The organism is Calidifontibacter terrae, assembly GCF_054778835.1.
The window spans coordinates 437,303-450,245 of the sequence record NZ_BAAGZF010000002.1 but is presented as its reverse complement, the minus strand read 5'-3'; the positions used below and the strand labels follow the sequence as shown (position 1 = coordinate 450,245).

The following is a 12,943-nucleotide window of genomic DNA, read 5'->3' as shown; positions in this document are numbered from 1 at the left end:
GCCATCACAGGTGGTCCCTAGCGATGCGCTCGCCCAGCTGTTCCAGCAGCCGCTCACCCTCGCGCATTGCTTCGGCGCGATCCGTCGCGACCGACATCAAGTCGTACGCCGCCAGCACCCCGAGTTGCTGCAGCCCGGCCTCGTCCAACTCACAGATACCAGCGACTGCCACCGTCGGAATTCCTTGGGCGCCAGCCAGTTCGGCAACGGCGGCAGGCGCCTTGCCATGCAAGGTCTGCCGGTCGAGCGCTCCCTCACCGGTGATCACGAGGTCCGCGCCGGCGATGGCCGCCGGCAGTCCGACCAGTTCGAAAACGAGCGATGCGCCGGGTTGCAGGCTGCCGCCGAGCAGCGCGATCGCCGCGAATCCGACACCGCCCGCGGCTCCAGCCCCCGGCGCATCCCGGTGGTCCTGACCACTCGCCTCGGCGATGACATCGGCCCAGTGCGAGAGGGCAGCGTCCAGTCGGTCGACATCGGCCGCGGTGGCGCCCTTTTGCGGGCCATAGATCGTGGCGGCGCCCTGCGGGCCGGTCAACGGATTGTCGACGTCGCAGGCGATGAGTAGTTGAGCGTCGTCCAGGCCGGGGTGAAGGAACGAAAGATCGATCCGATCAACCGCGGCGAGCGCCGCACCGCCATCCCCCGCCACGTCGAAGCGCGCTCCCAAGGCGGCTGCCATTCCGGCTCCGCCGTCGGTCGACGCGCTTCCGCCGATCCCGACGACAATCCGCCGACAGCCGGCGTCGAGCGCCGCGGCGATGACTTCGCCGAGCCCACGACTCGAGGCATGCAACGGATCTCGCCGTTCGCCGAGCATCGCCAACCCGCTGACCTCGGCCATCTCGATCACGGCCTCGTCACCGCGACGCATGAATCGAGTGGCGACACGCACGCCGAGCGGATCCGCCGCCTGCAGCCGTACGCTCTTGAACCCCGCGTGTTCAGCCGCGGCGAGCGTTCCGTCACCGCCGTCGGCCACCGGAACGCTCACGCAGTCGGCCTCGGGCACCATCCGGCGAATCCCGCGGGCCACCGCCTGGGCGACCTGCGCCGCGGTGAGGGTGCCCTTGAACTTGTCCGGGGCGATGACGATCCGCGGCACAGTCAGCTGCCGCGATAGGTCGAAAAACCGAAGGGGTTCAACAGGATTGGCACGTGATAGTGCTGGGTGGAGTCCGCGATCGTGAAGGCCACGGCGATCTGCGGATAGAACGACTCGACGCCGAGCTCGGCGAAGTAGTCCTTGGCGGCGAACACCAACCGGTAGTCGCCCGCGGGCAACACATCGGCGCCGATCTGTCCGACCCGACCATCGGCATCGGTCACACCCGCATCAAGGGCGTCACCGGCCAATGTCTCCAAGGAGATCCGCACTCCCTGCGCCGGCTTCCCGCGGCTCGTGTCCAACACGTGGGTGCTCAAAGTGCCCATCACTCCACCACTTCCTGCAACCGCAGCAACGCGATCTCGCGCAGCTGCGTCACGGTCTCGGCTCGTTCGGCCGCGTCGTCATTCTGTAGCCGCCGGTCGAGCTCAGCGAGGATTTCGCGCGCATCTCGCCCTTTCGCCCGGATCAGGAAGACCCGGTCGAACCGGTCCTCGTAGGCGTGATTCCCCTCGACCAGTCGCTGCATCAGGGCGGCATCCGACCGGTCGACTCCGGCTTGCTCCGCACCGGACTGCTCCGCTGCATGCGCCGGTGACGACGCCCGCTCCCCGATCCGCGGATGACCGGCCAGGGCCGCGCTCAACTCCGAGTCGTCGAGTTCCGCTGCCGCGTCGGCGGCGGTCGCCAGCGCAGCGGCTGGGGTGTCGTACGGGCGGCCGTTCGCCACCTGCTCGACCCAGCGATCAACCGGTAGGCAGATCCTCAGCACCTCACGGGCGTCGCCATCGGCCAATGTGTTGAAGTCAGCGAGACCCATCTCAGACGAACGCCGGAACGGTCAGCCAAGCGTCACCGGCGTCGCTCATGTCGGACCGCTGAACGGTCGCCTCGATGAGTCCGTACGGACGATCGGCTGCGTGGAAGACCTCGCCGTTGTTCTCGACGTCGTCGGCGAACCGCGCGAAGTCGTAGAGGAAGTGGTGCTTGTTCGGCGCCGAGAACTTGATTTCGGCGACCTCCGGGTGGGCTTCCAGGACCGCCTCGCCCATCGCGTAGAGCGTCTCCTGCAGTGCGCGGCTGTATTTCGTCGCGAAGGTGGCAAGCAGGATCGCCTTGATGCTGTCGTAGGCCGCATTCCAGTCGACGTCGACACCGTCATAGCGCCAACGGGCGACCAACGAGGTGGCCATGATGCGGTCGTCGGCCTCGGCGAGCGTGGTGTATTCGTCCTTCAAGAAACCTTTGAACTCCGAACCGGTCGACTTCAGAACGACCAGGTCCTTCAACCCGGAAACGACCCATTGGCTGCCGTCCCGGCCCCGCGTGACGATCGTGCCGCGGGTCTCACCACCACGCCGTACGAACGAGTGGTCGTGTTCCTTGCCGTCGACCACGATGCGGTCCCAGACGTATTCGTCGACCTCGATGCGCGCCGCGTCAGCGTTCGGGCAGGCCTCGATCAGTCGCGCGCCGAGGGCGAGCGCGTAATCCTCGGGCGAGGTGACGCCGTGCTTCTTGGCCCACACGAATGCGGTGTTCTTCTGGGTGTCGGTCGGCAATACCTCGGCCTGATCGCCACTTGCATGGGCGGCCGAGAAGTCGCCGCGCAGCGCGGTCGAGACGTTGAGGTCTTTGATCTCGTGGCGGTCGGTGTCGCGATAGATGCGCACGACGCGGTTCTCCGCCTTGCCGTACTGGTTCGGTCCGAGGACGTAGCTCATGGACTCCTGGCTTCCCGTTGATTCCGACACATATTCCGCATTGTGGAACTCGTGTTACGTATAGTGGAACTTTAAGAGGTTGCGTGGGGGCGGTCAAGGGTTGCGGCCGCGCCGTTGGAAGGTCAGTCCTCGATCTCCAGCCCGAAGTCCTGCACCATCGGCTCCAACCCATCAGCCCAGCCCGCCATCACGTTGCGCAGCTTCCAGACACCGTCACGGCGGTAGATCCGAGCCACGATGAGCGCTCGCTCCTGGTCAACTGGGTCGGTGTCGAAGGCGATGTCGTTCTCGCCGGTGCGGACCGTCACGGTCAGCTGCTGGTCGCCCAACTGGTGATCATCGGCGACCGCCACGTTCACCGCGGCGCACTCCTGCGGCAGACGGTCCAGATCGACTCGGACGCCGTCGGTCGTGAGCTCGATCGCCCCGGAACCCGAGCGCGGGTTGTTGTAGAAAACGAACGAATCGTCCTGCAACACCTTGCCGTTCACATCGACCTCGAAGGCCATTGGGTCGAGCGGCTCACCGCTGCCCGCGCCGACAGTGCAGATCACCTCGACCACCCCGCTGACGAGAGCGGCATTCTGTCCTGGCCGCAGTCGTACAGGTCCAGCCGTTGATTCCGGGTGGATGGTCGCCAGTGGGGAGGTCGGTTGCGGCAGGGCGTCGGCCCAGGCATCGGAGAGGGAAGCGGGTGACGCGGGCTCAGCGACCGGTCCAGCGCTGGGCGGCGCAGCGAGCTGCGCGGCGGGCGACGCGACCGGCACCACGGTTGTCGTAGCCGCAGTGATGTCTCGTTCGGCGAGGGCGACCGGGGTCTGAGCCAAGGCCGCCCCCAGCGCCTCGGCGAACGCTGCCGCGGTGGCGAAACGATCGCTCGGGTCTTTCGCCAGACCGCGGTGTACGACCGCAGAGATCTGCGCGGGCACCCCACCCGGCAGTGGCGGAGGCGGCTGCTGAATGTGCGCCATCGCCAGGCCGACCGCGGTGTCGGCGTGGAAAGGCCAACTGCCACTGAGCATTTCGAAGGCGACCACGGCGAGCGAATAGACGTCGGCCTGCGGCCCGACCTCCTTGCCGAGGGCAGCCTCGGGAGGCAGGTATTGCGGGGTGCCGAGCACCTCACCGGCTCGGGTCATCCCGGCAGAGCCGAGCGCGCGGGCGATGCCGAAATCGGTCAGCTTCGCGACCCCTTCGGGCGTCACGACGATGTTCGCCGGCTTCACGTCGCGGTGGATGATCCCCTTGCGGTGAGCCGCCTCCAGCGCGGCCACAGCCTGCTCAAGCAGCTCGATCGACTCGACCGCGGTCAGCGGGGCTCGGCGCCGGATGATCGCCGACAGCGGCTCGCCCTCGACCAGTTCCATCACCAGGTAGGCGGCGCCGTCGTCCTCGCCGTAGTCGTGAACCTGGGCGATGTTGCCGTGGGCGAGCTTGGCTGCGTTGCGCGCCTCGCCACGGAACCGCTCCAGGAAGCCCGGGTCGTCCGACAGCCCGGCATGCAACATCTTGACCGCGACCGGGCGATCGAGCACTTCATCGTGGGCATTCCAGACCTCGCCCATGCCGCCGCCGGCAATCCGAGAGCGCAGCTCATAGCGGTTCCCCACGCGATTGATCGCGGTCATCGCACTCCCCTCGAACGACTGCTCAGCGTAGTGGCCACGGATCCTGACGGCAGCGCGCGGCTGCCGGTTTCACCCGTGATGGATGTCGTATTCGTCGAGCACCTCATCCAACAGCGCCACGACCGCCGACTGCAGGTCGGCCGGGTCGCCGTACGCCCCGGTGATGGTGCACTGTTCTCGCCAGGCAAGTGCTTCCTCAATCACCGCGCGGTGGTGTGGGAGGCGCTCGAGTCCCCACCGGCCCGCCGCCGATTTGGCGGTGATCGCGTGTTCGCTCAGCAGATGGTGGAGTCGCAGGATGCCCAGCACGCACCAGGCGGCCAGCTTGGGAGTCACCGTCGCCGGATCTGCCGCTCGAACGCGGTCCGCGGTCGGAGCCCAATAGGAGTGCAAGTTGGTGCGGGTGTTGATTTCCAGCACCGCCTCGTCGGTGAAGATCTCCGCGCTGCGGGCAGGCGGACCGAAGACGGTGATGCCACGCTCGGCGAGTTCGTGCCAGGTGATCAGGGTCGCGTCGGGGTGGTGGTCGACCTGGTAGGTGACGTGCAGGTTGCCGGGCACCACCGCCAGCAGCGACGGGTCTTGGGCGAGTTGGTCGGTGGGCAGGTAGAAGCCGTCGTAGTCGCGACCATCGGTATCGAGCTCGCGGTGGATCTGTTGCAGCACAGCCAGATCCGTCTCATTGGGGCGCCGAGAGGTCGCGGCGACGAAGTCGATGTCGCTGCCTGGGAAGAATTCGCCCCAACAGAGCGAACCATGCAGATAGAGGCCCTCCAGATAGCCCGGCAGTCGCTGCTGCAGTTGCTCGAGGTGTCGCGTGGTGACGGTCTTCACGGGGTCCGGAAGCATGGGTTCACCCTGCCACGTGGTCGTTATAGCGACCAGATTCCTTTACTACGGGCGTTGTGGGGTGAACTCGCGCACCGTCAGGCATTGCTCGACCCGCCCGAGTGGCCCGTTGCCGTCATGGATGGTCGAGGAGGTCAGCCCGAGCCCGGTCGACCCGAAGCTGACTCGGGTGTCCAAGCCAACCCACTCCGGGTCCGGACGCCGCAGCAGATGCAACGACAACTCGACGTTGGGAAACATCAGCTCGTTGGGTCGCATCCGGGTGGCAACACCATTCGCGGTATCGACCCGAGTCATCAACGATGCCAACGCAGTCGCCCGCTCTCCTTCGATCAGATCGGGTTTAGCGCGCAGCCACACCGCGCGGCGCCCGTCGCGCCCACCGGGCAGTTCCCGCATCTCCAGGGAGGCGATATAGCCGCCCGGCCATTCGGTCGTCGGGTCGATGGGACGCGCCGCCTCGGGCCCGTCGATCACCCGCAGCTCGTTGCCCGCGTACGAACTCGTGTCGTTCACCGCCACCCGCCAGGCCCGCGCGCGGATGATCGGCCGGTCGCCGATGACCAGCGTCGACTCCAGCAGGTCGATGGTGCGGCCGGGGCGGATCGTCTCAACGGTGATCTGGCTTTCGGCCAAGGGGATCATCCCGAGAATCTCGAAGGTGATCCGCCCGATCTGCAGGTCGGGCCGCGGGTCATGGGTGTCGATCAGGTGCGTCATCAACGCGCTGATCGGCGCCATGTGTTGCTCGTTCTCCTGCCAGGCACCCTGAACGTGCAGGGTCGGCTCGAAGGTGTCGTCTCCGGTGCGGCGGTAGTAGCTGCTCACGCCGGTCAGCGTAAGGTGCCGGACTCCATCATCACCGTGCGGTCGGCAATGACGCTCGCTTCTTCCCGGTCGTGGGTCACCAGCAGGGCGGTGGTGCCGGTGGTCTGCAGGATCTCGCGCAGATCCACCGCGAGGCGTTCGCGCAGGTCGCGGTCGAGCGCCGACAGTGGTTCGTCGAGCAGCATCAGTCGCGGCGACGAGGCGAGCGCCCGGGCCAGCGCGACGCGTTGCTGCTGCCCACCCGACAGAGTCGTCACGGGGCGGTCGCCGAAGCCGCCCAGTCCAACCAGCTCGAGCAGTTCGGTGACCCGCTGCTTGCGCTCGATCGCCGAAACACGTTGCCGGCGAAGCGGATACGCGATGTTTTCGGCGACGTCGAGGTGGGCGAAGAGCTGGCCGTCCTGGAACATCAGGCCGAAGTGGCGGCGGTGCACCGGCTCGCGGGTGACGTCGTGACCAGCGAAAAAGACGCTGCCCGAGTCGAGGTCCTGCAGCCCGGCGATCACGCGCAGCAGCGTCGATTTCCCGCTGCCGGAGGCGCCCAACACCGCGACGATCTCGCCTTTGGCAACCTCGAGGTCGACATGATCGAGGGCGAGCGCCGAGCCGAAACGCACGCTCGCCTGCTGCACCGACAGACCGCTCATCAAAATGCTCCTGTCGAGTCGACCTTCAACTGCTCCACCACGGTCATCACCGCCGCCGTCACCGCGGCCAGCACCACGGAGGCGGCGAGCGCCATGCCGAAGTAGCGCGCCCCGGGATGGCCGACCAGTTGGTAGATCACGACCGGAAGTGTCGGGTGGTCGGGTCGCGCCAGGAAACTGGTCGCCCCGAATTCGCCTAGTGCGACCGCATACGCGAAACCGATCGCAGCCAACAAAGGACGCCACAGCACCCGCCGGTCGATGTCCCACCAGACCCGCCACGGCGCCGCCCCCAGCATCGAGGCCGCCTCGCGCTGCCGCGGATCGACCGAGCGCAAGGCAGGGCCGATCGTACGAACGACCAGCGGGAGCGCCACCAACGCCTGCGCCACCGGCACCAACCAGGGCGAGTCCCGGAAATCCACCGGCGGCTTGTCGAGTGCGATCAGGAAGCCGAATCCGACGGTGACCGCCGAGATCCCCAGCGGCAGCATGAACACTGCGTCGAGCACCGAGAGCGCTCGTCGGCCCGACCGCGTACGCGGGCGGCGGGTCACCACGACCGCCACCATCAACCCGAGGACCACCGCGATCAACGTGGCGTCGACCGCGGCGCGCAACGAGGTGACCAGAGCCTGCAAGACCGTCACCTGCAACACCGGATCGTCGCCGGAGACGTGCATCAGGTTGCGGTAGTTGGCCAGGCTCCAGGCGTCACCCACGCGCAGCGAGCGCCAAACCAGGCTGCCGATCGGGGTCACGACGAAGGCAAGCGCGAGCGCGGTCACGACGAGATGTGGCGTATCGCTGCGACGAATCCGACGCCGTCCGCCGATGCCGCTGCGTAGTCGAACGCTCCCGGCTCGGTGGGTCGCCCACTCGGTGATCAGCAGCAGCGAGATCACCGCGACCGCCTGGACCAGGCTGAGCGCGGCGGCCGCGCGCAGGTCGAGGAAATTGGTGGTCAGCAGGTAGATCTCGGTCTCGACACTGGAGTAGCGCAGGCCACCGAGGGTGAGCACCACGCCGAACGAGCCCGCGCAGAACAGAAAAATGACGCTCGCCGACGACAGGATCGCCGGCCCCAGGGCCGGCAGCGTGACGGTCCGGAACACGGCGAACGGTGACGCGCCGAGTGTCGCTGCCACTTCCTCCTGGCGCGAATCGAGCGCCGCCCAGCGGCTGCCCACCGAGCGCACCACGACGGCCAAGTTGAAGAAGACCAGCGCGGCCACGATCGCCTGCCGCGATCCGTCCCAACCCAGGAACGCCAGCGGTCCGCCGGGCGCGAGCAGGGTGCGGAAAGCGACGCCGACCACGACGGTCGGCAACACGAACGGCATCACCAGCAGACCTCGTACGAGGGTGGCAAGGGGGAGTTTCAGCCGGTAGGTGACATACGCGATCGGCAGGCCGACGACAACAGTGATCGCGGTCGCCAGGCCCGAACTCCACAGGGTGAACCAGACGACCCGCCGGGTCCGAGGTCTGCCGAGCACCTCGGTGACCGCGCCGAGGCTCCACTGACCGTCGGCGTGGAGCCCGCGGGCGACCATCGCCGAGACCGGCAGGAGGAAGAAGACCGCCAGGAAGGCGATCGGGATCAACGCCCCGATCACCGTCCCGACGCGGCCCCACTTCACGACGCGCATCTCAGTGGGTGGTGACGTCCTGCCACTGCCGCAGCCAGCCGTCGCGCTTGGCGGTGATCGTGGCGGGGTCGACGTTCAGCGGCTTGCTCGGCACCTTGACCGCGGTCTTCCACTCCGCCGGGAGGCCAACCGTGGGGTCGACCGGAAAGACGTACATGTTCGCCGGGAGGGCGCTCTGGAAGCTCTTGCCGAGCATGAAGTCGATGAACGCCTTGGCGCCGGCGGGGTTCTTCGCGCCCTGCAGGACGCCCGCGTATTCGACGGAGCGCAAGCAGGTGTTCAACAGCGCCGACGACTTCGTTTTGGTGTCGGCGGGGCTGCTGTCGTAGGACAGGACGATCGGGCGAGCGCCGTTGCCGCCGCCGGCGGTGTAGTCGACGCTCCACGCGTCGCTCCAGCCCGAGGTGATCTTGGCGCCGTTGGCCATCAGCTTTGTCCAGTAGCCCTGCCAACCCGACTCGCCGTACTTCGCGATGGTGGCGAGCAGGAAGGCCATGCCGGGCGAGGACGTCGCGGCGCCCGGGGTGACGAAAAGGCCCTTGTACGCGGGCTTGATCAGGTCGTCGAGCGAGGCCGGCGGGGTCACCTTGTGCTTGGTGAACCATGTGTCGTCGACGTTGACACACACGTCACCGAAGTCGATCGGGGTCAGATCCTTGGCCGCCTTCGCGTCGGTCAACGCGTATTTGTCGGCTCCCGCAGGCAGCTTTGCGGCGTATGGCGTCAACGCGCCCGAGCCGGAGACCCGGGTGGCGAAGGTGTTGTCGATGCCGAAGGTGACGTCACCGACCGGGTTGCCCTTGGTGAGCACGATCGAGTTGGCCAACTTGCCGGCGTCACCGCTGGCGACAACCTTGACCTCGTAGCCGGTCGCCTTGGTGAACTCGGCCAACAACGGCTTCGGCGCCACCCAGGAGTCGTGCGTGACGAGCTTCACGACGGTCTGTTTGGTGTCCGTGGACGTCGTTTTCGTGGGCGCGGTTTCAGACCCCGAGCAGCCAGCGACGAACATCAACGCGGTGGCGGTGGATACAGCAATAGCAATGCGGGACAACGGAATCCTCCTCATATCAAGGAGGGGCTCGACTTCCTACAGCGGTACTAGCCGCATCAGGTTCGAGGGTCTGCGGCCTGGTGACCGCACTCTCAGCGCAACTTGCGCTCCCCTGTCGTTTCCGGTCTCCGACGCTACACCGTTACCCCCACCGGCCGAACATGGCAGGCTCGAACCGATACTTTTGCGTCAAGTGGGTCGCGATGTCGCGACCCCGTTCAAGGAGGCTTATTCACATGGGCAATGTGGTCTGGAAGGTCATGGCCATCGCCAGCGGCGTCGTGGCAAGCAAGGTCGCCAAGAAGGCGACCAACTCCGGATGGAAGGCAACCACCGGTCAGGCAGCCCCGGTGAACAAGCACGACCCGAACTACAGCGCCAAGCAGACGGCGCTGTTCATGCTCATCTCGACCGCCGCCGCCGGCGCGGTCAAGGCGTTCGCCGAGCGCAAGGCCGCCGACTACTACACCAAGTCGGCCGGCCACCCACCGAAGGCCGTCGTGAAGCAGCAGCAGAAGGCAGTCGAGAAGAGCGCCTAAGGGCACGGCTGTTCGTTTGCCTGAGGGCTTTGCCGCAGCGTGAGCTGCGGCATCCGAGTGGATGCGACTCCACGTCACGGCGACGTGGAATCGCCTCCACTCGCTCTTTTTGCGGACGTTGTTGGTTGCCTACGTTGCCGCTGATGCCTCACGGCACCCACGGCGTGCCCGCGCCCTTAAGTTCCTCGAACACCAACCACGTACGCGTCCCGAGCACCCCGGGGATCGCTTGGATCCGCTCCAGCACCATCGAGCGCAGCGTTTCGTTGTCCGGCGCGTGCAACTGCACCAGCACGTCGAACTCCGAGCCCATCAGCGCGATCGTGTCGAGGTAGGGCAGTTCGGCGAGCGCCGCACTCACCGCGCGCCACGTGTTCTGCTCAATGTTCAGCGCGATGTAGGCGATCGTGTGCAACCCGGCGCGACGCCGATCAATCCGGACCGTCCAGCCGGTGATCACCCCGCGCTCGCGCAACCGGTCGATCCGGGCATAGGCACCCGCCCGGCTCAGGTGCAGCCGTTCGGCCAGCGTGCGGACCGAGACCCGCGAGTCCCGCTCGAGCTCACCGAGGATCTGGCGATCGACGGCGTCGAGTGGCTCGGGTGATCGTCCACTCGGCGGGTTCTCCGCGCCATTCGATTTGGACGAACGGCCATCGTGAGGTGCTTCCATAGACCAATCGTCCACCAAGTTGCGGCCGACTTGAGCCATTCGTGCGGATTTTGTCACGATGGTGTGATGCAGCCCACATCTGAGATGTCCGCCGTCGAGGCCCTCCTGCCGTCACCGCGGCCGGTGCAGTTGCTCGATCCGACCGGCCTCGAGGTCGAGCAGCAGGGCACTCGCCGCGATTATCCGATGCCCTCGGCTGACCGGCTGCAGGACCTCTGGCGTCGGATGGTGCTGGGGCGCCGATTCGATCTGCAGGCAACGGCGTTGACCAAACAGGGTCGGCTGGCGGTTTATCCGAGCTCGCGCGGCCAGGAGGCCTGCCAGGTCGGCGCCATCGCCTCGCTCACCGCAACCGACTGGATGTTCCCGACCTACCGTGAGTCCATGGCGCTGGTCAGCCGCGGGATTGACCCGGTTGAGGTCTTGACCCTGCTGCGCGGATCGGCCCATTGCGGCTACGACCCGATGGCGCATCGAACGGCGGCTCAGTGCACGCCGCTGGCGACCCAACTGATCCACTGCGCCGGCGCGGCCTACGGGATGAAGCGGCGCGGCGAGCAGGGCGTCGCCCTGGGGTTCATCGGCGACGGCGCCACCAGCGAGGGCGACTTCCACGAGGCCATGAACTTTGCGGCAGTGTTCGAGGCGCCGGCGATCTTCTTCGTACAAAACAATAAATATGCGATCAGCGTGCCACTGGAGAAGCAGACCAAGGCGCCGGCGTTGGCCTACAAAGGAATTGGCTATGGCGTCGCGAGCGAGCAGGTTGATGGGAACGACCCCGCCGCCGTTCTCGCGGTGATGGACGTCGCCCGCGAGCACTGCCTATCCGGAAAGGGCCCGTTCCTGATCGAGGCCCACACCTACCGGATGGACGCCCACACCAATGCCGACGACGCGACGCGCTATCGCTCCGGCGACGAGGTCACGGCGTGGCTCGAACGCGACCCGATCGCCCGCCTCGAGGCGTACCTGCGCGGCCACAACTTGCTCAACGACGACCAGGCAAATGCCGTACGACAGGAGGCCGAAGCGTTGGCTGCGGATCTGCGAGACCGGATGAACCTCGACCCCAGCACCGACCCGATGTCGTTGTTCGACAACGTCTTTGCCCGCCCCACCGCGCAGGTCGATCAGGCCCGCACGATGGTCTCGGCCGAGATTGCAGCAAGCCAGGAGCAGAGCCGATGACCACCACCACCGCACCCGCGACCACCCAGACCCTGACCTTCGCCAAGGCGCTGAACAACGCGCTGCGTGATGCGCTCACTGCCGACGACAACGTGTTGGTGTTCGGCGAAGACGTCGGCACTCTCGGCGGCGTCTTCCGGATCACCGACGGCCTCACCCGGGAGTTCGGCGAGGACCGCTGCTTCGATACCCCGCTGGCCGAGAGCGGCATCGTCGGCTTCGCAATCGGTTTGTGCCTTACCGGATTCCGCCCCGTTGTCGAGATGCAGTTCGACGCCTTCGCCTATCCCGCGTTCGAGCAGATCACCTCACACGTCGCCAAGATGCGTAACCGTACGAACGGTGCGGTGAACCTGCCGATGGTCATTCGGATCCCTTACGCCGGCGGTATCGGCGGCGTGGAACACCACTGCGATTCCAGCGAGGGCTACTACGCCCATACCCCCGGACTGAAGGTGTTCACCCCCGCCACGCCGGAAGACGCCTACTGGATGCTGCGCGAGGCGATCGACGACCCCGACCCGGTGATCTTCTTCGAGCCGAAGGTTTCCTACTGGTCCAAGGGCGAGGTCGACGTCGCCACCCCGGCCGCCGGCTACGGAACCGCCGCGATCCGTCGGGAGGGATCTGAGGTCACCCTGGTGACCTACGGGCCGTCGTTGGCGACGTCGTTGCAGGCAGCCGAGGCTGCGGCTGAGGTCGGCTACGACGTGGAGGTCATCGACCTGCGCTCGATCGCCCCCCTCGACGATGAGACGGTCCTGCGATCGGTGCAGCGCACCGGACGATGCGTCGTCGTCAGCGAGGCCCAAGGGTTCGCCGGAGTTGCCGGCGAGTTGGCCGCGCGGATCAGCGAGCAGTGTTTCCACTCACTTGCCGCGCCTGTGCTGCGGGTCAGTGGGCTGCCCGTGCCCTATCCAGCGCCGATGCTCGAACACACCTACCTGCCCGGTGTCGACCGGATCCTGGACGCGATCGAGCGACTGCAGTGGGACGACCAGCCGTTCGAAGGTGGCCGCCGATGAGCAACCGCACCTTCAACCTGCCCGA

At 66.8% G+C, this 12,943-nt stretch carries 14 protein-coding genes and 1 riboswitch; of the genes, 3 read left to right on the top strand and 11 right to left on the bottom strand.

The genetic code is table 11. The features are described from left to right. Positions 1-4 precede the first annotated feature (4 nt). From ACYU98_RS04860 to ACYU98_RS04815, 10 genes are all read right to left on the bottom strand, one after another. Complete coding sequence (locus tag ACYU98_RS04860; protein WP_460467066.1) at positions 5-1,105, bottom strand: glycerate kinase; 1,101 nt, start codon at positions 1,103-1,105, stop codon at positions 5-7. A gap of 2 nt (positions 1,106-1,107) precedes the next feature. Continuing rightward, a complete protein-coding gene (uraH, locus tag ACYU98_RS04855; protein WP_460467065.1) occupies positions 1,108-1,434 on the bottom strand; it encodes a hydroxyisourate hydrolase in 327 nt (108 codons plus the stop codon). Beyond that, positions 1,434-1,928, bottom strand: coding sequence for a 2-oxo-4-hydroxy-4-carboxy-5-ureidoimidazoline decarboxylase (gene uraD, locus ACYU98_RS04850; protein ID WP_460467064.1), 495 nt, complete (start codon positions 1,926-1,928; stop codon positions 1,434-1,436). Before uraD ends, uraH begins: the two co-directional genes overlap by 1 nt. Position 1,929: 1 nt before the next feature. Next, positions 1,930-2,832 (bottom strand): factor-independent urate hydroxylase, encoded by a 903-nt coding sequence (gene pucL, locus ACYU98_RS04845; RefSeq protein ID WP_460467063.1) that lies wholly within the window; start codon positions 2,830-2,832, stop codon positions 1,930-1,932. A gap of 122 nt (positions 2,833-2,954) precedes the next feature. Continuing rightward, positions 2,955-4,460 carry a protein kinase domain-containing protein gene (locus ACYU98_RS04840; protein ID WP_460467062.1) on the bottom strand — a complete coding sequence of 502 codons (1,506 nt, stop codon included), beginning with the start codon at positions 4,458-4,460 and terminating at the stop codon, positions 2,955-2,957. Between the two features lie 69 nt (positions 4,461-4,529). Next, positions 4,530-5,309 (bottom strand): nucleotidyltransferase domain-containing protein, encoded by a 780-nt coding sequence (locus ACYU98_RS04835; protein WP_460467061.1) that lies wholly within the window; start codon positions 5,307-5,309, stop codon positions 4,530-4,532. Positions 5,310-5,354: 45 nt separating this feature from the next. Next, the gene (locus ACYU98_RS04830) at positions 5,355-6,137 is read right to left on the bottom strand and encodes a thioesterase family protein (RefSeq protein WP_460467060.1); all 783 of its coding nucleotides are present in this window, start codon (positions 6,135-6,137) and stop codon (positions 5,355-5,357) included. A 5-nt stretch (positions 6,138-6,142) separates the two neighbouring features. After that, the gene (locus ACYU98_RS04825; protein ID WP_460467059.1) at positions 6,143-6,784 is read right to left on the bottom strand and encodes an ABC transporter ATP-binding protein; all 642 of its coding nucleotides are present in this window, start codon (positions 6,782-6,784) and stop codon (positions 6,143-6,145) included. Further along, on the bottom strand, positions 6,784-8,436 hold the full coding sequence (locus ACYU98_RS04820; RefSeq protein ID WP_460467058.1) for an ABC transporter permease: 1,653 nt from the start codon (positions 8,434-8,436) through the stop codon (positions 6,784-6,786). The genes ACYU98_RS04825 and ACYU98_RS04820 overlap by 1 nt, the downstream gene beginning before the upstream one ends. A gap of 1 nt (position 8,437) precedes the next feature. Next, complete coding sequence (locus ACYU98_RS04815; protein ID WP_460467057.1) at positions 8,438-9,373, bottom strand: thiamine ABC transporter substrate-binding protein; 936 nt, start codon at positions 9,371-9,373, stop codon at positions 8,438-8,440. Between the two features lie 133 nt (positions 9,374-9,506). Continuing rightward, a riboswitch (TPP riboswitch) is annotated at positions 9,507-9,614 on the bottom strand. 112 nt (positions 9,615-9,726) lie between these two features. Here ACYU98_RS04815 and ACYU98_RS04810 point away from each other — a divergent pair. After that, positions 9,727-10,029 carry a DUF4235 domain-containing protein gene (locus ACYU98_RS04810; RefSeq protein WP_460467056.1) on the top strand — a complete coding sequence of 101 codons (303 nt, stop codon included), beginning with the start codon at positions 9,727-9,729 and terminating at the stop codon, positions 10,027-10,029. A 148-nt stretch (positions 10,030-10,177) separates the two neighbouring features. On the opposite strand, the gene ACYU98_RS04805 is transcribed toward ACYU98_RS04810, so the two are convergent. After that, entirely contained in the window at positions 10,178-10,702 is a 525-nt protein-coding gene (locus ACYU98_RS04805) for an Lrp/AsnC family transcriptional regulator (RefSeq protein WP_460467055.1), read from the bottom strand. Between the two features lie 66 nt (positions 10,703-10,768). Between ACYU98_RS04805 and ACYU98_RS04800 the strand changes: the two genes are divergently transcribed. Further along, positions 10,769-11,893, top strand: coding sequence for a thiamine pyrophosphate-dependent dehydrogenase E1 component subunit alpha (locus tag ACYU98_RS04800; RefSeq protein WP_460467054.1), 1,125 nt, complete (start codon positions 10,769-10,771; stop codon positions 11,891-11,893). Next, a complete protein-coding gene (locus ACYU98_RS04795) occupies positions 11,890-12,918 on the top strand; it encodes an alpha-ketoacid dehydrogenase subunit beta (protein WP_460467053.1) in 1,029 nt (342 codons plus the stop codon). The genes ACYU98_RS04800 and ACYU98_RS04795 overlap by 4 nt, the downstream gene beginning before the upstream one ends. Positions 12,919-12,943 lie beyond the last annotated feature (25 nt).